At 38.0% G+C, this 19,148-nt stretch carries 20 protein-coding genes; 13 read left to right on the top strand and 7 right to left on the bottom strand.

Annotation, left to right across the window (positions count from 1 at the left end; genetic code table 11):
- Positions 1-12 precede the first annotated feature (12 nt).
- The 4 genes from SHI21_RS07460 (at position 13) to SHI21_RS07445 (ending at position 4,019) form a co-directional block, all read left to right on the top strand.
- A complete protein-coding gene (locus tag SHI21_RS07460; protein WP_323575691.1) occupies positions 13-291 on the top strand; it encodes a TFIIB-type zinc ribbon-containing protein in 279 nt (92 codons plus the stop codon).
- A gap of 98 nt (positions 292-389) precedes the next feature.
- Complete coding sequence (locus SHI21_RS07455; protein ID WP_323575688.1) at positions 390-1,325, top strand: D-2-hydroxyacid dehydrogenase family protein; 936 nt, start codon at positions 390-392, stop codon at positions 1,323-1,325.
- 127 nt (positions 1,326-1,452) lie between these two features.
- Positions 1,453-1,899 carry a lipoprotein gene (locus tag SHI21_RS07450; protein WP_323575686.1) on the top strand — a complete coding sequence of 149 codons (447 nt, stop codon included), beginning with the start codon at positions 1,453-1,455 and terminating at the stop codon, positions 1,897-1,899.
- A complete protein-coding gene (locus SHI21_RS07445) occupies positions 1,899-4,019 on the top strand; it encodes a tail fiber domain-containing protein (RefSeq protein WP_323575683.1) in 2,121 nt (706 codons plus the stop codon). The genes SHI21_RS07450 and SHI21_RS07445 overlap by 1 nt, the downstream gene beginning before the upstream one ends.
- Here SHI21_RS07445 and SHI21_RS07440 read toward each other — a convergent pair whose 3' ends face one another.
- Both SHI21_RS07440 and SHI21_RS07435 read right to left on the bottom strand, forming a co-directional pair.
- Positions 4,020-4,631: a prepilin-type N-terminal cleavage/methylation domain-containing protein gene (locus SHI21_RS07440; RefSeq protein WP_323576264.1), complete on the bottom strand. Its 612-nt coding sequence runs from the start codon at positions 4,629-4,631 to the stop codon at positions 4,020-4,022.
- Positions 4,625-5,230, bottom strand: a complete 606-nt coding sequence (locus tag SHI21_RS07435) for a hypothetical protein (RefSeq protein ID WP_323575680.1) — start codon at positions 5,228-5,230, stop codon at positions 4,625-4,627. Before SHI21_RS07435 ends, SHI21_RS07440 begins: the two co-directional genes overlap by 7 nt.
- A gap of 184 nt (positions 5,231-5,414) precedes the next feature.
- Between SHI21_RS07435 and SHI21_RS07430 the strand changes: the two genes are divergently transcribed.
- Positions 5,415-6,002 carry a hypothetical protein gene (locus SHI21_RS07430; RefSeq protein ID WP_323575678.1) on the top strand — a complete coding sequence of 196 codons (588 nt, stop codon included), beginning with the start codon at positions 5,415-5,417 and terminating at the stop codon, positions 6,000-6,002.
- Here SHI21_RS07430 and SHI21_RS07425 read toward each other — a convergent pair.
- The gene (locus tag SHI21_RS07425) at positions 5,999-6,886 is read right to left on the bottom strand and encodes a DUF4214 domain-containing protein (RefSeq protein ID WP_323575676.1); all 888 of its coding nucleotides are present in this window, start codon (positions 6,884-6,886) and stop codon (positions 5,999-6,001) included. The genes SHI21_RS07430 and SHI21_RS07425 overlap by 4 nt on opposite strands.
- 491 nt (positions 6,887-7,377) lie before the next feature.
- Between SHI21_RS07425 and SHI21_RS07420 the strand changes: the two genes are divergently transcribed.
- Positions 7,378-8,415, top strand: coding sequence for a hypothetical protein (locus SHI21_RS07420; RefSeq protein ID WP_323575674.1), 1,038 nt, complete (start codon positions 7,378-7,380; stop codon positions 8,413-8,415).
- Between the two features lie 15 nt (positions 8,416-8,430).
- On the top strand, positions 8,431-9,252 hold the full coding sequence (locus tag SHI21_RS07415) for a DUF4423 domain-containing protein (protein WP_323575672.1): 822 nt from the start codon (positions 8,431-8,433) through the stop codon (positions 9,250-9,252).
- Between the two features lie 15 nt (positions 9,253-9,267).
- Here the strand turns inward: SHI21_RS07415 and SHI21_RS07410 are convergent, their stop codons facing one another.
- Complete coding sequence (locus tag SHI21_RS07410) at positions 9,268-10,107, bottom strand: class I SAM-dependent methyltransferase (RefSeq protein ID WP_323575671.1); 840 nt, start codon at positions 10,105-10,107, stop codon at positions 9,268-9,270.
- A gap of 155 nt (positions 10,108-10,262) precedes the next feature.
- Here SHI21_RS07410 and SHI21_RS07405 point away from each other — a divergent pair, with 155 nt between their 5' ends.
- Positions 10,263-11,735: a caspase family protein gene (locus SHI21_RS07405; RefSeq protein ID WP_323575669.1), complete on the top strand. Its 1,473-nt coding sequence runs from the start codon at positions 10,263-10,265 to the stop codon at positions 11,733-11,735.
- A gap of 36 nt (positions 11,736-11,771) precedes the next feature.
- Here the strand turns inward: SHI21_RS07405 and trxA are convergent, their stop codons facing one another.
- The gene (gene trxA / locus SHI21_RS07400; RefSeq protein WP_410198814.1) at positions 11,772-12,092 is read right to left on the bottom strand and encodes a thioredoxin; all 321 of its coding nucleotides are present in this window, start codon (positions 12,090-12,092) and stop codon (positions 11,772-11,774) included.
- Between the two features lie 291 nt (positions 12,093-12,383).
- Between trxA and SHI21_RS07395 the strand changes: the two genes are divergently transcribed.
- Together SHI21_RS07395 and SHI21_RS07390 are read left to right on the top strand one after the other, a co-directional pair.
- The gene (locus SHI21_RS07395; protein WP_323575665.1) at positions 12,384-13,148 is read left to right on the top strand and encodes a mechanosensitive ion channel family protein; all 765 of its coding nucleotides are present in this window, start codon (positions 12,384-12,386) and stop codon (positions 13,146-13,148) included.
- The gene (locus SHI21_RS07390; protein ID WP_323575663.1) at positions 13,145-14,947 is read left to right on the top strand and encodes an SLC13 family permease; all 1,803 of its coding nucleotides are present in this window, start codon (positions 13,145-13,147) and stop codon (positions 14,945-14,947) included. Before SHI21_RS07395 ends, SHI21_RS07390 begins: the two co-directional genes overlap by 4 nt.
- Before the next feature lie 3 nt (positions 14,948-14,950).
- On the opposite strand, the gene SHI21_RS07385 is transcribed toward SHI21_RS07390, so the two are convergent.
- Complete coding sequence (locus SHI21_RS07385) at positions 14,951-15,556, bottom strand: hypothetical protein (RefSeq protein ID WP_323575661.1); 606 nt, start codon at positions 15,554-15,556, stop codon at positions 14,951-14,953.
- Positions 15,557-15,661: 105 nt separating this feature from the next.
- The gene (locus SHI21_RS07380; RefSeq protein WP_323575660.1) at positions 15,662-16,408 is read right to left on the bottom strand and encodes a hypothetical protein; all 747 of its coding nucleotides are present in this window, start codon (positions 16,406-16,408) and stop codon (positions 15,662-15,664) included.
- Positions 16,409-16,476: 68 nt separating this feature from the next.
- On the opposite strand from SHI21_RS07380, the gene SHI21_RS07375 reads away from it, so the two are divergent.
- From SHI21_RS07375 to SHI21_RS07365, 3 genes are all read left to right on the top strand, one after another.
- A complete protein-coding gene (locus SHI21_RS07375) occupies positions 16,477-17,259 on the top strand; it encodes a class I SAM-dependent methyltransferase (RefSeq protein ID WP_323575659.1) in 783 nt (260 codons plus the stop codon).
- Between the two features lie 171 nt (positions 17,260-17,430).
- Positions 17,431-18,261 carry a helix-turn-helix transcriptional regulator gene (locus tag SHI21_RS07370; protein ID WP_323575658.1) on the top strand — a complete coding sequence of 277 codons (831 nt, stop codon included), beginning with the start codon at positions 17,431-17,433 and terminating at the stop codon, positions 18,259-18,261.
- A complete protein-coding gene (locus SHI21_RS07365) occupies positions 18,251-19,141 on the top strand; it encodes a hypothetical protein (protein WP_323575657.1) in 891 nt (296 codons plus the stop codon). Before SHI21_RS07370 ends, SHI21_RS07365 begins: the two co-directional genes overlap by 11 nt.
- Positions 19,142-19,148: the final 7 nt, after the last annotated feature.

The following is a 19,148-nucleotide window of genomic DNA, read 5'->3' as shown; positions in this document are numbered from 1 at the left end:
CGAGGAGCTTTTATGAAATGTCCTGCTTGTAAAGATACAGTCCTTTCAATGTCTGAGCGCAATGGAATCGAAATTGATTATTGTCCTAACTGCCGTGGCGTTTGGTTAGACCGTGGGGAGCTGGATAAAATCATTGAGAAATCTCTCGTGGAAAAAGTTCCTGTCACTGAAACTCAAACACTTCCTCGCGAAAAAATACAAGAAGTTATTTATCGCGACTCAGACCCTTATAAAAAAGATCACTATAAGCACAAAAGAAAAAAATCATTTCTCGAAGAGTTATTTGATTAGAAGATTCTAACCTCGTAGTTGAATTTTTCTGGCCGAATAATCAAATCTGGAACTACCATAGAGGTGCCCCTACTACACTCTATGGAGTTCCTTTTTTTATGAGCAAGCAAAAAATCGCCATCCTTGATGACTATCAAAATAAAGCACTAGAACTTGCTGACTGGTCTGAAGTCCAAAAAAAAGCTGAAGTGACAGTCTTTAATGATCATCTGCCCGATCCTCAAGCTGTAATAAAAAGACTTTTGCCTTTTGATATCATTTGCGTGATGAGGGAGCGCACTCCTATGACTGCCGCTATCCTCGAGGCACTTCCCAACTTAAAACTTATTGTTTCAACTGGATCAAGAAATGCTTCTATTGATGTAGAGGCCTGTGAAAAGAAAAAGATCAAAATCCTTCATACTAATTATTTTGCGACACCTACGATTGAATTAACATGGGCGCTTATTTTATCAATTGCCAAAAACATTACTTCAGAGAATGCTTCATTACGTACTAATGGCTGGCAAAAAAAGATTGGGGCCGATCTTCATGGAAAAACTCTGGCCGTTCTTGGTTTAGGTAATATCGGATCTCAGATCGCGATTATTGCTAAAGCTTTTGGAATGAATGTTATTTCCTGGAGCCAGAATTTAACTGCTGAAAAAGCGCAGGAGGCCGGAACAACTCTAGTCACCAAAGAAGAGTTATTCAAACAAGCAGACTTTCTTACAGTGCATTTAGTTTTAAGTCCGAGAAGCAAAGGACTCGTTGGCAAGAACGAGCTGGCATTAATGAAGCCCACTGCTTTTTTAATCAATACATCTCGAGGCCCAATTATTGAAGAGGCCGCTCTGATTGAAGCACTTGAAAAGAGCCTTATTGCCGGTGCAGCTATTGATGTTTACGACCAGGAACCTCTTCAAAAAGACCACCCATTTCGCTCTTTAGAGAATGTTTTAGCGACTCCACATATCGGGTATGTTTCACAAGGCCTGTATGAGACTTTTTATAAGGATAGCGTGAAAAATATCTTAACCTGGCTTAACCAGTAAGAAAGAAAATCCGACTATTTCCATCCTCCTTAATAGTTAGGTTGCCTGATCTAGGCAATATTGAGTGAACTATAAAAAATCTTCATCAAAAATTTGTCTATAAATAAAATTGCCGATAATTCTTTTGATGAAAAAGATTTTAATACTTCTATTTATTCTCCTGACTCTTGCTTCCTGCTCTCAAGGCAAAAAAGCAAAGGGCAGCTTTAAGCTGATCCTGGGTAATAGTGTTGCCACTCCTATGAATGGTGGTGCCTACGTTGAAACTGAAGACAATAATTCCCTTAAAAAAACTCTTATAAAACTCGACGCCGAGAACTCTGCTCTTATCCCTCTTGGGACTTACAATATGTTGTTTGTCACTTTTACAGGCCCTGGTGAGCACCTTGGGAGTATGTACTGCGGCTCTGTCACTAATGCTCCATTTACATCAGCAGCAACCACTGTTTCTGTTTCGATCAGCACTGCTCAATGTAGCGAAAGTAAATATTCAGAATTAATTACAAAAATAATCGGCAATTCAAATTCAAATTGGGATTCGGCGAAGTTCGATCAAGGCAAATGGGGTCAATGATGAAAAAGTTAATGAAATTTTATAAGCGACTAAGCTTTGCTCAAGGAGCTGCGTTCGCTGTATCTTTAACTTCTGTCGTAGGTATTGCGGCCAATAACATTCCTGGATTTTTTACCTTCACAACAGGTCAGGTCATTTCTTCATCACAGGTCAACAGCAACTTTGATAAGCTTGCACAGTTAATAGAAGATAATCAGTCACAAACTTTTATCGGAACATGGAATGCTTCGAGCAACCTTCCAGATATTGATGTAGCTCCACCGATGTCTGGTGGATATTATGTTGTCACAACAGCAGGAACTCACAACTCTATTGCTTACAGTATTGGCGACTGGGCCATCTGGAATGGAACGGCCTGGAGTAGAATTCAAAATATCTCAGGAGTCTCTTCTGTCTTTGGCAGAACAGGTACTATATTAAAAGCGAAAGGCGACTACGTTCTTACTGATCTTGGTGATGTTGATTTATTAACGACTCCTCCTAATGCAGGACAAGTTTTACAATTCAACGGATCGAACTGGCTTCCTGGAACATTACCTGTAATCACTGAAACAGACCCTACAGTGATGGCATTTGCCAAAACAGCATTACCTACATGTTCAGGTTCTCAGGCACTAAGAACTTCTGGAAGTACTTTTGTCTGTGCTCCTATCTTTTCCGGAAGCGCTAACACAGTTGTTGTCACAAATGGTACAGGTGAACTACTAACCTCACCGGTTACAGCATCTGAATTAAATTATCTATCGGGTGTGACTTCAGGCATCCAGGCACAGTTAAATACAAAAATTAACTCTGGGTCACTTGTCGATTGGAGTACTCCAGGGGTTCCGACAATAGATCCTTCTCGACTTAACTTAGGGATGACAAATCGTGTGGTTGTAACGAATATTTCTGGTGCAATTGAGCCTTCATCTATAACAACAAACGAATTAAATTTTATTGCTGGTTTAAATACTAATCTTCAAACTCAGCTTAATGGAAAAGTGAACATAAACGTTCCTTCCCCTACAGTATCATCAGATGCTGTTAATAAAATGTATGTCGATACAGCTCTTCAATATGTAAAGGCCACTAATTCAACTTTTACCGGAATTGGTTTCACCTCTTCTTCATATGCGGCCAACGTTGGGACTGCCAATTCTTTTATTGGAACGAATGCCGGAAATTCCAATAGCACAGGTCAAAGCAATACGTTTGTAGGTTTTGAAAGTGGAAGGATGAGCACAACGGGAAGTAATAATACAGGACTAGGAAACGGAACTTTAACTGCAAGTGGAGTAAAAAGTTTCAACACGGCCATTGGGTCTAATTCAATGATGTCGGCGACAACTGGTCAAAGCAACACTGCAATTGGTGCAGCCTCTCTTGGCGCTTTAACTACCGGATCAAATAATACTATCATCGGTAAAAATGCTGGTGTTCAGGTTTCAACTGGTTCAAGCAACATTATGATTGGTTATAGTGTTGGCCAAACCATGAGTTCTGGAGAAGAAAATATTATTATTGGTAATTCAGCAGGGCCAACAACTGGTACTAGTAACATCGTTATTGGTAACAGCGGAGCAATCAGTTTAGCAGGAAATAACAATGTTATCATTGGTGGTAACTTAGCTTCTTTAAATTCTTTGACTAATACAATTGTTCTCGCGACAGCAGGGGCCACTGCCATTGAAAGAATGAGAATTGATACTAACGGTAATATGGGATTGGGTACTACGGCACCTGCTGATAAATTATCCATCGTTGGAAACGTGACTGCAACGGGAACCATCTCTGCAACCTCTTTTCCTGTCACTTCAGACAGAAGACTAAAGAAAAATATTGTCACTGTTCAAAACGCTCTTGAAAAAGTTTTAAAACTTCGCGGTGTCGAATTTGATTGGATCAAAACGGGTGTCCACGAAATTGGGGTGATTGCTCAGGAAGTTGAAAAAATTGTTCCTGATTTAGTTATGACGAATTCAAAAGGTTTCAAATCAGTTAAATACGCAAACATGGTTTCGCTTTTAATTGAATCAACAAAAGAAACTGATGAAAAAATTACTGCTCTTGAAAGCGAGAATAAAATGCTTAAGGGTTATCTGTGTGCCAAAGACCCTGCCGCTCCATTTTGTCATTAGCTAGAGCTGGATCGGAACAACAATAGTCGTAAAAGGTTCCGGCCAGCTACAAACGCCGGAAGCTTGTAACGTACCTTTTAAATCTTCGGTGCAGACTTTCACCTTCGCAATTTGAATGGCCTTCTGTTGAACTAAGAGCCCACCATCTTCTCTTGGTGAAACACAACTGCTTACTGTAGAGGAAGCTTTACCGATAATCCTGATATTTTGAATGACTTTTTTTGTTGCATCACTAATTGGTGATAAAACAAAGTAGATGTTAATGAACTTATATTCACTTGGTAAATTCGGTGCACTTAAAAACTTATATTTGAATTCTGCAATCCTGTGAGTCTTATTAATAACCGTACCGGCCGTAATATTAATCCCATCAGTTGATAGAAAGTTAAGATTCGCACCTACCGCCTTATTCTTAAGCAAAGTTTCACAGTTCGCCTTACTCTCCAGACTTGTCAGGAGTTCTTTTGTTATATAGGCCTTGGCATCCTGAGAGACGACTTGTTTATTACTATTGCTATCAACTTTACTCATATTGATAAAGGCCACAACCCCGATAGCTAAAATGGCCACACTGACCATGACTTCAACAAAAGAAAAACCTTTATTTACCATGGCCACACACACTTCCCATTTTGAATTGTCCCTTTCAAGGCATCCTTACAAATATCTTCTCGTTTTTGTGCGACAGTCGTTTTGAAAAGCTCATCACTCTCTTCTGTCTTTTCACCCAGACATTCTTTAATAGCACGAGTGCTTGTATCGACAATAAAATTATAATTAACGGAGTAAACATTCTCGACTTTTTTGGTGTTCACAATACTTTGAATTGTCACGTTGATCTGCGCACTCATAACTTCACTCAGTCCACCGGCAACTGGTACGAACTGGTATTTCGTTACCTTTAAATCATCATCAGGAAAATTAATGTCGATGATTCCACTAGCAGAACGAAGAGTGAAAACTCCTGGTTGATCAATGGCCTGACCTTTTAAAGAGCTTTCACAAATGGCCACATTAGTTAAAAACGAGCGTACCTCAAGAAGTTTAGCATCAACCGTATAAGAGTTGATCGTCTTATTAATACTCTTCATCACATTGGTAGAACGCTGCTGATTCCACACAAATAATCCGGTAATGATTGCAAGAATCACCACCATGTAAACCAACATATTCCCAGACTGAGACCTGGATCCAAAAAATATTTTATGCATATATCCTCTAAAACAATATTAATTGCATTTAGAATATTTACAAGTCTTGTCTGAGATTTCTGTTTATGAAGATGCTCAATAAACATACATAGATAAATACTTATTTTGATCAAATATATGTTGAGCTTAAATCATAATCACAGGTAAAATGACTTAATAAAAAAAACGAGGCACTTGAGACTTTATGAAAAATGGAAAAAATAATAACAAAAAAATTTCAGAGGTCGCTCTCTTTCTGGTTGTTATTGCCGGTATGTTCTTTTACTTCAAATCTAAGAGAAATTCTAATAAACCAAATTCTCCAGCTACTGAAACTCCTGCAGCGGCCCCTATTCTGCTCGATAATGTAGCTCCTTTGCCTTCACCTGAGAAATCTCCGGACAATGTACCTTCTCCTCAAAATATTCAGACTGTAAAGATTGAGCAAGTTAGTACGAACTCAGCAAAGAAGATGGATCCTCTTCTCGTTAAAATTTCTATTTTTCACGCAGAACTTACCAATAAGCATGAGGCCAATCTGCGGGCCATGTTTAAAAGTGAGAACAAAGAGTCTTACATGGACGACTATCTGAATTTGCAAAAAGAAAGAATGTTACATTTATCTGAGCTCATGAAAACTGATAGAACTCGTGCTTCTACAATCAAAGTTAATTTTGAATATCACAACAGACTCTATTCAATAATTGGTAAGGATCTTTATGCCAAATATCTTAAGATCTTAAAAGAAACGAATATCAGTGCTCAAAAAACTAGAATCCTTTTTGAATTCTAACAGCTCATATCAACACCACACTGTTTAACCGCGTAGTCAAAAGTCATTCCTCTACTGGCCACATCACGTGCATAGTAATCCCATTCAGGCACTCCCCATGCGATTCCATTGGCTTCCTTAGAATTGGCAATTCCTGCACTGATTTCTGCCAGAGATGCTCCACTTGCGACTTGAGCTTCCCAATAGGCCTTTCCACCTGCATCTGGCATACGTCCTAACTCAGAGGCGTACATTGCACAGATTGGCCCATAACACTCAGGTCCTACTGGAGCTGGAGGAGGTGCTGGAATGTAGACATAATCGTAATGAATCGGTTTAGTCCAATTACACTTTTTACTATTTAACGAACCTCCGACTACAGTCGTGCAAACTTCATTATAAATATCTTCTTTAACAGAACCAAGTTCTAGCTTCTGACTACAACCTATAACCTTTTTATCTTTATCGAGTTGAATACTAATAGGAAAATACTTTGTCGTCGTCACCCCATTGGCGGCCACCTGAATCTTTAATCTCGCCGGCCCATACTTTTCAGCAACCGGAGTCCAATTAGGATTTTGCTCTAAAGTGATAGAGCTTAATGTTGTATCCTTTGCTAACGACTGTCCGACAGCAAAGATATTTTGCCCTTGTTTTTTGATACCAGTCACACTGCTTCCCACAGATAAATTTTTAAGTGTCTCTCCACAAGTCAGACGATTGCTAATCGTTTTTGACATCTCATCAAAATATTCATTTTTATCAATGCGTTTATTTGTGCTCACACTTGAATCAAAAGATGTTTTTAAAAATCCACCTGCTCCTAAAATCACAACCGATGAAATTCCCATAGCAATAACGACTTCTGCCAATGTGAACCCTGATGAATTATTTTTAAAAGTCATAAAATACACCCTTTTATTAAGAAGCTTTATTCCATACTTCATTATCGGTTTGTTCTTCTTATTCTGACCAAAAAGAAGCTACTTTTTTAGCACAACTCAATACTTTCAAACACTTAGTGTTTTCATTCCAATGGTAAAAAGGTCGAAAACACCTATAACGGGTGCCTCTTTTAAGTGGTGAATTCTCTATGATTCTTGCTAAACGATGCGTGCGATTTGTTAATTAAAACTTTACTTACATCTATCGCACAAAGTGCCATTGATGACATTGAAAATTACTAAAACATAAGTACCCAAATCTAGGAATCAATTATTTTATTCATCAATGCAAATTGTTAAATCTTTCATTTAACTCTCACTATTTCTTACATAATGTTTATATCTCCATTGTAAACACATCAAAGTAAAATACTTAGAAAGAAATCTCTTGAACGCTTCTCAAATAGTCTCCTTTACAGTATTTTTTTATCAAATTATTTAGGAAAACATAAATGAACAAATACGTATTATTTGCCATCCTAGCTTCATTTCTCACTCTCAATTCACATGCTGTAGAAAGTAACAAACCTTCAAAAGGTAGCGGTGGCGGGTGGAGAGAATCATACGGTGGTGACGGCTCAATTATGGAGTTTAAGCATTTAGCAAAAGAAGTCTCTTACGTTTTAAATGATAAAAAATTTCAAAATAATTTTGGCCTACAGATTTCTTCTTTAAAAGAAATCATCAACTCTTCATTTGTTGAATGTGGAACTAATCTGATTTTGGATGGCGCTCCCAAAGATGCTATCAACCATCCCAATGAAACTCCTCAACGTATTACTATTGACTGCAATAAATGGAATTCAGGTTTATCGACAGCTCAAAAATACAGACTCGCCATTCATGAATATCTTCCTCTGGCAAAAGTAGATGATTCTTCTTATGCCTATTCCGAAGAAATGTTTACCTTCTTTACGCGATATAAATATTCGTCAAATTTTAATATGAATGAAATGATCGCGACCATTACAAATTGCAACCTTCAAAACTTCCGCAGGCTTTCTGACCTAGGTGGAAATCTTTTTCTTGTAACTCCACGTGGAATTAACTTTCTTCAAATTGCTGCCGCTTTTTCATGCGATACGATTCTTCAAGACCTCATTGAAACCGGCCTTGAATACGTAGTGAATGACGACCTAGGCCCGCCTTTTGGCCATTACGCACTTATCGAAGATGCCCTGGAAGAACATTCGCCCACAACCTATGAAAAGGTTTTTAACACACTAAAAATCCTAACTAACAAATGGCCATCGCTTGTCAAACTAGGATTTAAAGATCTTGTATGGATGGACTCTAATGCTTACGACTTGGATTCAAAATGTTTTGAAGGCTCGACGATTATGCATCTCCTAGCGACAAGGAAATACTTCACTGCTAGTGATTTAGATTTTATCAATAGACTTGCCACTCTAGGCTTTTCTCTTGATCAAAAAAATACTTGTGAGCAAACTCCAAGGTCTCTCTTTGAAGCAAATGGTATTCATATTTAATAAGGATAGTTAAAAATGGAAAACACACAAAAAAAAGATTTCCTTGAAGTAGTCAAAGGTGATTTCGAGCTAAGATGTAAAAACGTCGCTAGTTACTCTTTGCGCTCATATGCCCAGTTCCTGGGAGTTTCTCCTGCGACACTTTCGCTTTATTTCACAAAAAAAATAGAATTGTCGCCAAAAATATTTGGAATTATCTCGGCAAAACTCAATCTGGATCCAGATCTACTTGCTTATTATAGAGATATTGTTGTTAATAATAAAAGTAAAAAGCTTCTTGTTAATTACGACAACGATGGGCATTCAGCACTTGAAATGGATGAGTTTAGCTTTATTTCAGACTGGTACCACTACGCTATCCTGGAAATTTTCAGCTTAAAAAATCACCAGACTGATCCTGCATGGATTGCTCAAAAGCTTGGGATTGCAGATGTCGAAAAAATAGAACTTGCGATTGAGCGCTTGATCAAACTTAACTTACTTCAAAAAAATGCCGATGGAAAAATGGAAAGTGTAGACCGCTTCACTTCTATTCTCGACTATAGCTACTCTTCTGCGGCCATGAGAGAAAGACAAAAGCAAATCCTATGCCTGAGCAAAGATAAAATTGATGCTATCGCCATTGCCGAAAGAGATCACTCTGGGCTGACAATAGCAGTAGATTCAAAACTGATGCCTGAGATTAAAGACAAAATTAAAAAATTTCGTCGCTCACTGGGAAACTATATTGGCAAAAATAGTACGACGAGAGATGCTGTTTATGAAATTCAAATAAGTTTTTTTCCACTAACAGATATTACGTCAAATCCCACTAGCACCATCGACACAATTATTTGAACTTGCACTCCAAATTTAAGGTCTGGAAAACTTCAAAGTCATTCTGTCACTTTCACCAATCGCTTGATACTTTTCACGGTCTGTTTTTTTTAGTGCAAATGTTGGTGGCAGAGTCCACACACCTTTTTCATAATCTTTTGTGTCTTTTGGATTAGAGTTCACTTCAGATTTACCTAAATACTTAAACCCTGCTTTTTTTGCCATTTTAATCATATCGCTCTCCCTTACATATCCTGTGGAAGCCTTGGGATCAGTGCGATCATTAGGAGCTCTATGTTCAACGACTCCTAATATTCCGCCTTTTCTTAAAACTTTAAAAAAGGCCTTAAAAGCTACATCTTCATTGTCTTTGGCCATCCAGTTATGCACATTTCTGAAAGTTAATACCATATCAATGGAACCCTCTTCACCTAATTCAAGATTAGGATTGCTAAGATCAAAAATTGTGGACTTCATATTCTTAGCAATGTCTGGATATTTTTTTGACCACTCTGCAATATGGCCTGACTGAGGGGCAGCACTTCCTGCAGGATGAGTCGCCATTATATATTGTCCCCTCTCATTTAAAAATGGTGCAAGGATTTCAGTATACCAGCCTGTCCCCGGAGTAATTTCTAAAACCTTCATTGTAGGTTTTACACCGAAGAAAGTTAACGTATCCTCAGGATGACGATACATATCGCGCTCTTTAAATTCAGGAGTGCGGTAAGGACTCGACACGGCCTTTTCAATAGTTTTCGGGGTTATATAAAATTCGGGAGCAATCACTTCTTCAGTGGCAGATTTTAATGGAGCACCCTGATGAGTTGCACATGAGGACAAAGTCATAAGTGTTATGAGGATTAATTGCTTCATTGACGATCCTTTGAGTTGAGAACAAAAGGTTCTGAGTAACAAACAAATTATATACGATTTAATAATGAAAAAGTACCGCTAAAGACCATAAACTCTATACATTAATTGATATAAAAAGTTATAATTCAAAAGTTCACCAAGCCTGAGGTAAATTAATGAAAAAGTTCGGAATTATCATTGCCATTGAAGAGTACTCGACACAAGTTTTGCCTGAGTTGGCAAAAATCGAGTTTGCAGTTAATGATGCCAACTCAATCAAAACAGCTTTCACTGATCAACTTTATGTTGAAGAAGACGAATTGCTTTTTCTAACAAATGAAGACGCTAATAAAGCTTCAATCGAAAAGAAAATGCAGAATATTTTCGCACGCCTGACTTCGGAAGATGAACTCTACTTTTATTACGTAGGTCATGGTTTCAATACTAAGTCTCAAAACAGAATCACTTGTTGGGATACTGATAATTCTAATCTTGAGGAAACATCACTTTCTCTTGAAGAAATTCTTCTTGCACCATTAAAGGCCAGCAAAAGTAAAAAAGGGTTTATCTTTATCGACTCTTCTGCTGAAGAATTAAAATCAAAAAATAAAATGAAGTCTGCGGCCAGTAATCTGGTAGAAAAAGAATACTCTGAGTTCATACGTTCAACTCCAGGTTATTCATTTTTCTTATCATGTTACCCCGGAGAAAAATCATTTGTCTCTGTTCAGGCCAAACACGGTATCTGGGCCCTGCAATTATTAAATGCCTTAAATGGTAAAGATGATGCGGCCATTGGAAAAGACAATATTATTTCCAATCTTTCTTTAAGTAAGTACTTGTCTGCAAAAATCCCTCAGTATATTACGAAAACAATGTTTATCAATGACAGACAAAGCCCTTATGCCGTTGTCGATCTTTCAAACTCCACTCCGTTAATCGCTTTTGAAAGTGACGATGAAGAAGAAAGTAAGAATGTTGAAATCCAATTCACTCAGTACATTCTTTCTAGGGAGCAACACATCCCTTTTAAGAACCTGGAAGCTTTTAATAAGGCCAAACATAAAATCCCAAAAGATCACAGCAGCTTTGCCTCAAAGCTTGCCACTGAGCTTGCTCAGGATGAATTCTTAAAAAAAGAAATTGAAAGCCTTTTTGATAATGCCAGAAGAACTCTGCGTTTAAAAAATAGCAACACAGTAAAAGACCCTGAAGGTGGCGCTCTTCACACAGAGTACTTCAGGTACAATATCAGCGCTCAGCAATCTGACAATGATTTTACTGAAGTCACGATCAGAAGAGAGCTGGAGCTAAGAGTTCCACTCAACAGCTTCCCTATGCCCATTGATGAAATCTTCACAGAGGGTTTTGATACGATCACCTTCCCGATCAAAGGGACATTGGATGTAGATGCCCTGGAAGACGCTTTGTACGATCTTGAAGATGACAATCAGGGGACGTTTGAACAAAAAGATAATGTCTTTTCATTCTTTCCAAAGAATATTAAAGGAATCGATAAAGTTGAATTATCGAAAAACACTTTAAAAATTAGATTTGCTTCTTCTCAGACATCGGTAAAAGAAATTTTGGATTACACTCAGCAGACTTTAGAAATCATGGCGACAACACTTAAGAATCTTCTGACATAAAGACTGGGAGCAAATTTCTTTGCTCCCAAAAAGATATTAGCTTAACGCAAATTTTAGAACTTCTGATTTTGGCTGGCTTCCTACTAACGTAGAAACTAATTGACCATTTTTGAACATGATCATGGTTGGAATTCCACGAATTCCGTATTTCGCTGTTAACTCTCTCGAGTCATCAACATTCAATTTTACGATTTCAACTTTATCACCAATCTCTTTTGAGACTTCTTCAAGTACCGGGCCTAGGACTTTACAAGGTCCACACCACTCTGCCCAGAAATCTACAACGACTGGTTTATCAGATTTTAAGACGATTTCTTCAAAGTTACTTGTATCTACATGTTTCATAAATTCTCCTATTAAACATGGCCTAATTTATCATGTTTCATAAGATTGGTTTCATCGTTAAATTCTATGAAGCTATAGAAAATTTGAATGATGAATTACCCTAGAATTGATTTTGTCTAATACTTGGCCGCCTCTTTGCAGTATTACATCCTATGTAGTTCTACCTCTTACTGGAATTTATAAAAAATGGATGAACTAACTGAATTTGCCGCCTCTGTCTGGATAGTACTCGATTATCCGCTCATTAAAATAGGTAAAAGTTCCATAACCGTATGGGCAATTCTCCTCAACATGATTTTGATAATGTCCTTTCTTATCGTCTCCTCTAAACTAAAAAAATGGCTTCTGGCCTCTGTCACTAAAAATAGAGGTGTCAATACGAGCAACTGGCGTGCAACTATCACTCTTAGTTACTACGCTCTTATTGGAATTGGTTTGGTTGGAATTCTTCAAACCACAGGACTCGATCTAAGTTTCTTCACCGTCCTAACCGGTGCTATCGGTATTGGTGTCGGTTTCGGAATGCAGACGATCTTCAGCAATTTTGTCAGTGGAATCATTATTCTCTTGGAAAAACCACTTAAGCTTGGTGATCGAATTGAAGTCGGAACAATCGCAGGAAATGTTCAAAACATTTCAGTGCGTGCGACAACGATTGTGACCAATGATAATGTTTCAATTATTGTTCCTAATTCTGATTTCATTTCAAAACAAGTTATCAACTGGAGTCATTCAGGCAATCGGGTAAGAGTCACAATTTCAGTCCCAGTCTCTTACGACTCTGACCCTGTATTAGTTGAGCAACTCTTATTACAAGTGGCAGACAATGAACCAGGAGTGCTCAAGGCCCCTGCTCCTAAAGTTCAACTGACGGAGTTTGCTGAGAGCGGTTTGAGATTTAGTCTTCTCGTCTGGACACAGGAATACACTGATCGTTTAGGTGTATTAAAGAGTCTACTTAATTTTGGCGTTCTAAAAGTTTTCAAAGAAAATAAAATCCGCATTCCTTATCCTCAACGAGAGATTCACGTCTTCAATGAGGATCCTACTAAAGAGACTAAATTATGATTTTAGGCATGACCCATGACCAGTTAATCTTTATCGCGATTATGATCATCTCAATTGTTTTGTTTATTACAGAGTATTTGCGGGTTGATGTTATTGCGATGTTAATTATTTTAGCTTTATCCATTACGGGACTTATTGAAGTCAAAGAAGCTTTCTCAGGATTTTCAAGCGAGCCCGCCATTATCGTTGCGGCCGTCTTTGTTCTGTCCGCAGGACTCTCCCACACCGGTGTCACCGACATGATTGGTGAATGGATTACAAAACTCTCCGGCAAAGGTGAAGTGCGGGCAATTTTTGTTATTATGATTTCAGTGGCAGCGATGTCGGCCTTTACTCACCACTTAATGGTCACGGCGATGATGCTTCCAATTATTATGAAAATTTGTAAGGATGAAAAAGACTTGCATGCTTCCCGCCTGCTTATCCCAATGGCCACAGCAGCTTCCTTGGGGACAACAATGACTCTCATTGGTGCTCCGGCCTTTTTACTGGCCAATAACATTTTAAAACGCGCTGGCGAACCAAGTCTTGGACTCTTCACTGTAGGAAAAATTGGTCTTCCTCTTGTTTTATGTGGAATTGCTTTTTGTATTTTAATGAAATGGATTCTTCCTAAAACATCCGGTGAAGATGATTCAGATGACAAATTTAAACTGACAGATATTACGACAGAGTTAATCGTTGTTGAAAACAGTCCATGGATAGGCAAAACCCTTGAGCAAATGATCACTGAAAAAGAAAAGCAGTTTAGCCTTCTTTCATGGGTGCGTGGAGACAAGATTCAAGACTGTACAAAAAAAGACACTACGCTGGAAGTTGGAGATAATTTTATTATTAGAACAACTCCGGATGAGCTAGTCTCGTTCGATGGAGAGCATGGTTTAGTATTAAAGGCCCTGCATAAATTTAGTGACGGCAAAGAACATCTCGTCACACTTGCCGGAGAAGAAAAAAGAATCTTGAAGGCCGTCATTGCTCATAACTCTATCTTCGTTGGCCGTACAGTGGCACAAATAGATTTTTATAACCGCTTTGGTGTCGCGATCGTAGGAATCTGGAGAAAGTCTGGTTGGATTTCAACTGGTGTGGCTGACGTGATAATCCGCGCTGGTGATATGCTTGTGATCTGGGGACCAAAAGAAAAGCTAAATGAACTTACAAATCACCGTGGCTTTTTAATGGTGTTGCCATTTTTTGCTTCTTCGATGAAGAGAGGTAAAAGCAAACTATCAACTTCCATTATGCTGGTCTCGATTGTTCTGGCCGCAACCGGGACTTTGCCTGCCTACCTTGCCTTCATGGCCGGGGCCATGGCGATGATCCTCACGAAATGTGTCAACATTGAGCAGGCCTATGAATCCATCGAAGTTAAAATTTATGTCATGATTGCAGGTGTAATCCCTCTCGGGATTGCAATGGAGCACACAGGAGTTGATAAAATTCTCGCGGCCCAAATTAAAAACTTTACAGGTGACTGGTCACCAGTCGCAATGCTGTTAATTTTTTATTGGATTTCAGCTCTCTTAACTCAAATTCTTTCTGATGCCGCGACAACTGTTCTCCTCGCCCCCATCGCAGTGGCCTTCGCCAAAAGTGCACACATCTCACCGACAGCTGCGGTTGTTTGTGTAACGATGGGTGCTGTTGCCTCTTTCCTCACACCAATCGGGCATCATGGGAATTTATTAATTTTAAGTCCCGGCGGTTACCGTTTCGCTGACTTTTTAAAAATAGGACTGCCGCTCACTGTGCTTTTATCATTGATCACTTGTTTTATGAGCTTAATGATTTGGCATTAATTTTTATTGAAGAATATATTTTGATTCGCTCTTGCCAGCAGTGATTGACGACACTGCGTTTTGATCGAATCTAATATTTAAGCTCGAGATGATGGAAGTCTGATCTTCTTTGACCTCATATTGATAAACAATGTTTTCAGGTGACACACTACTTGGTGCCCCTTTCACTCTTTTGATTAAGTCTGAAGACATACCAAGACTCACACCATTGATAGCAAGTTTTGTTTTGATTAAAGAAGTTGCCTCACACTGTTTTGCGAGTCTGTATGGACGGGCCGAACTATTGATTGAAATTCCAGTGATGACATTGTCTTCGCGCCCTTTATCACCAGACTCAAAAGCAATGGTTGTTCCATTTGATGTTTTATAACATAAAAACTTAATCCCAGAAGCGACGTCGGCCTCATGATTAATCTCTTTGCTTTTAAATTTTGTTTGAACTTCTTCCAGCTTTGATTTTCCAATCGTAAAACCAAGAACAGTTAATTCACTGTCGGCCTGTTTTTTAGCAATGATAGTAACCTTGTCTTCTGCTTTTGCCACACTTGTAAAAGAGATGGCCGCTAAAATTGAAATTGTCGCAATATAAGAAGATTTAAAATTTAACATTGTGATTCTCCAGGGTGATTGAGTGTCCTGGAAAATATTATATGAAACTGACGATAATGCCAAATAGACGCCTGCCAGGTACAAAACCTCGCAGGCGCATATGTGTTAAGCAACTTTTGTCGTTTTTCTGACGTACTTTCTTCCGTCCATTACAATTCTGTTATCCCAAAGATCCTGATACTTTTTTGCCATCGCTAATGCTTCAAAAGAAAAAGTGTCTGTATAAAAAATAATTCCTTCTGAATCATCTAATTTTTTTTCTTTAAATCTTGCATGCTCATTAAGCATATTCATACCGATTCTTTGAAAAAATAGATCAGTCTTTACCTTCACTGCTCCAGAAGTCAGCATGTGAGGAATGTTGTGATCCTGATGATGTTTTACAATAACCATCATCATAATTTCTCTTAAGTGCTCTTTTAATTCTTTATCATCTTTAAAGCGGTAATCTAAATCCTGCGCCCAAGATGAATCAAAAGAAACCAAACTAGGGTCTCCGGCCTTTTCAATGATTGCGTTGAGATCAGTTAAGCACGATGCTGGAAGAAGTCCATTGTTCATGATTGTTGTCGCAGGAAATTCGTAGTGGAATTTTAAGCAACGATCAAGAGGTGTCGACTTGTAAGCAAACACTGGCACCAACTCTTCTCCCTTTTGCTCACAAAACATAATATGGGTACCAAAGAAATCTGCTTTATCAAAGGGAAGCGCACGTTCACTATAAGTAGCTGCATACCCATCCAGCTTCATCTTAAAGGCCTTACCAAGCAATACTGCACAATTCGGATCATCTAATCCAAACACCGGATAATCGATCACCACAACTTTATAATTTTTTAAATCAAGTTTCATCTAAACCTCCTTTGATTAAATTCCGAACTGAATCACGATCGGAAATTCAAAAAAAAGGATGAGGGAATATGAAAAATTATTTGATTGATGGAAAACAAGAAAGTGAACGTTTAAACTTTCAAAACAAAATGGATATTTGCGATCTGGACCAGGAGCTTGCTCACTATAAATGGAATCAAGAACATCGCGTGCTTGATGCTGGTTGTGGAAATGGAAACTTAGTTGAGAAGCTTTTACAAAAAGAAATTAAACATATTGATGGTCTTGATTTCAGTGATAACCGCATTGCCGATGCGAAAAAAAGATTTTCTCACTTAAAAAATGTCCGCTTCTTTCAAGGTTCTCTTGAAGAAACGAATTTAGAAGCTGCTTCTTACGATACAATCGTATGCAGATATATCTATGAACACTTAACTAATCCTACAACTGTTTTAAAAGAGCTTAACCGTTTATTAAAACCAGATGGCGAAATCAACATCATCAATTTTGATGATATGGTTTTTAATTTTCACACTAAAAACGAAGCGTTCAATAAAGAATTAAAGAAGGCCAAGTCGAGAATCCCTCAGGATCTTGAAGTGGGAAGAAAACTTCCTCAGTACTTAAAACAAAATGGTTATGACAGAGTTGAATGGCAGGCCGTTACTTATTTCTTCCAAGGTGAGCGTCTGGAACTTGAGAAAACAAACTCAAAAATGAGATTTGAACAAGGCCGTGAAAACCTTTCTCGTTACTTTGATTCAATGAAAGACTATGAACTTTTCGTAGACAATTATATGAACGAATTGAATGACGACTGCAACGTTCTTTCATCGAGCAAGTTTTTGATCAAGGCCCGCAAAAAAACTTAATCAGATCTTGAAAAGTTCCCGAGTAAATATTTCCACAATTCAACATCATAGTGCATATACGTAAGACAGCTTACTGTCTTACGATATGCGCCATTATAAATATCCCTTTTAATTGAATGCACGGTATTATAATATCTATTTATAAACAAATAGATTTTTTAGAGTCGTCATATGAATAAAAGTATCAACAACAGCGTTTGCGTTTTATTTAAAGCTACACGTAAGTTTCATAGACTTCAGCAAACTGAGTTTGCCGCCATTCTTGGTGTCACTCAAGGAACTATTTCTAAAATCGAAGCTGCTGTGATGGCGCCTGATTTAAGTTTGTGGTTTAATTTTTTAAAATCTTTCGACATTCAAGATCCTTATTGTTTTACCTATGTTGCTCTGGAATTAAATGAAGCTGCTTTTTTAAAGCTTAAAACAGAAGGCTCTCCACTTGTGCCGACTTTTGATTATAAAAAAGATGATTGCCTCTTCACGGTAAAAAAAATTCGTCCTTTATATGATTTCTTAATGCTCAATCATGCGAAGTCATTCGAGAGTTTTTTAAAAGATAACAAGATCAGCAAAGAGCTTTTCTATATCTTAAATCACCCTTTAACTTCTGAGTTTGTGGACACTTTCTTTTCATTTTTAAATGAAAATAAAATCAATGCTAAATCAGTTTCATTATTAAACTTAAATTTTGAGCATTCACTTGGAAGAGAACAGCATGAACTTGCTTCATCTGGTTCTTCAGATATCTTTTCAATTCTTAATAAAAGTAACGAAAGTATTCTTGTCTATGAATTCGATGGGACAAATGGCGAGTACTTTATCAACCTGAATAAAAAAGGCCAGCAATTGATTCACCCTCTGGAGAATTCAGAGCTGATCATGAACTATAATTTTCTCTACCCATTCCATGTTTTAAAATCTACAAAAAATATTAAGGGTGCGACACCTCACATTCATGAAGTCAAAAAAGACCAAAGATGGAAAGTGACCTATGCCTCTTAATGAAAGCCAGATCTTCTGGCGCAATATCGAAAAAGTAAAAGACAACCAACTCCTCGATGACGCTCAGTTCGCCAAAGAACTTCAAATGGACTTAAAAGACTATTTAAAGATTCGTGGGTCGACTTCCCTGCTTCCACTGGACGTGGCCTTCGTTTTTGCTGAAAAGTTCAATTTTCACTTTGAAGACCTCTTTAAAAAAGATTTTAAATTAAAGGCAGGATCGGAAACGACAGCACTACTGGATCGCTACACTCACGCCAGCTACAGCCAGACTAAGCCCATCATGAGCATCATGCACTACTTAGAACAAGTACGCGGCCCTAGGGCAAAAGTGAACGTTCTAAGGAAGTTCCAACTATCAGAAGAATTTCTACTGAACGATAAACATAAAGCAAATATCTTTTTAGTTTCAGATATTGCGACTTATATCCAGTCGACATTTAAATTTAGCGATAATGACTTTGTCCTGATGGGGCAAACGACTCCCTTTGTGACTGATAACCATTTTCTAAAAAGCAGATTAACCGGACATACATCAGTTCAGAAAATGTTCACTTACTTCTTTGACGAGTGCACTCACTTATTCGATCAAAACTGTGATTACTCTTTAGAAGTATTAAACAGAGACTACGCTATCATTGCGGCCATTCCGAAACAGGCCGTTATGGAGGAATTGAATGTGCAACCTCACCAATTTGGAAGTAGCCCCTCTTCTCTATCTCGTGCCGGAATTATCTCTTCGATGACGATGTTCCAGTACAATATCAATGCGCCTGTGACAAAAATTTCTAGCATGTATCATGGTGATAAGTACGATCGTTACTTGTTGGATTTGACGGTGTTTAGAAAGTCGCGTGCGAATCTGACGTTAGTTCAATAATTAAGCA

Source organism: Bacteriovorax sp. PP10, from assembly GCF_035013165.1.
Lineage (GTDB): Bacteria > Bdellovibrionota > Bacteriovoracia > Bacteriovoracales > Bacteriovoracaceae > Bacteriovorax > Bacteriovorax antarcticus.
This window is presented reverse-complemented; position numbering and strand designations above follow the sequence as displayed.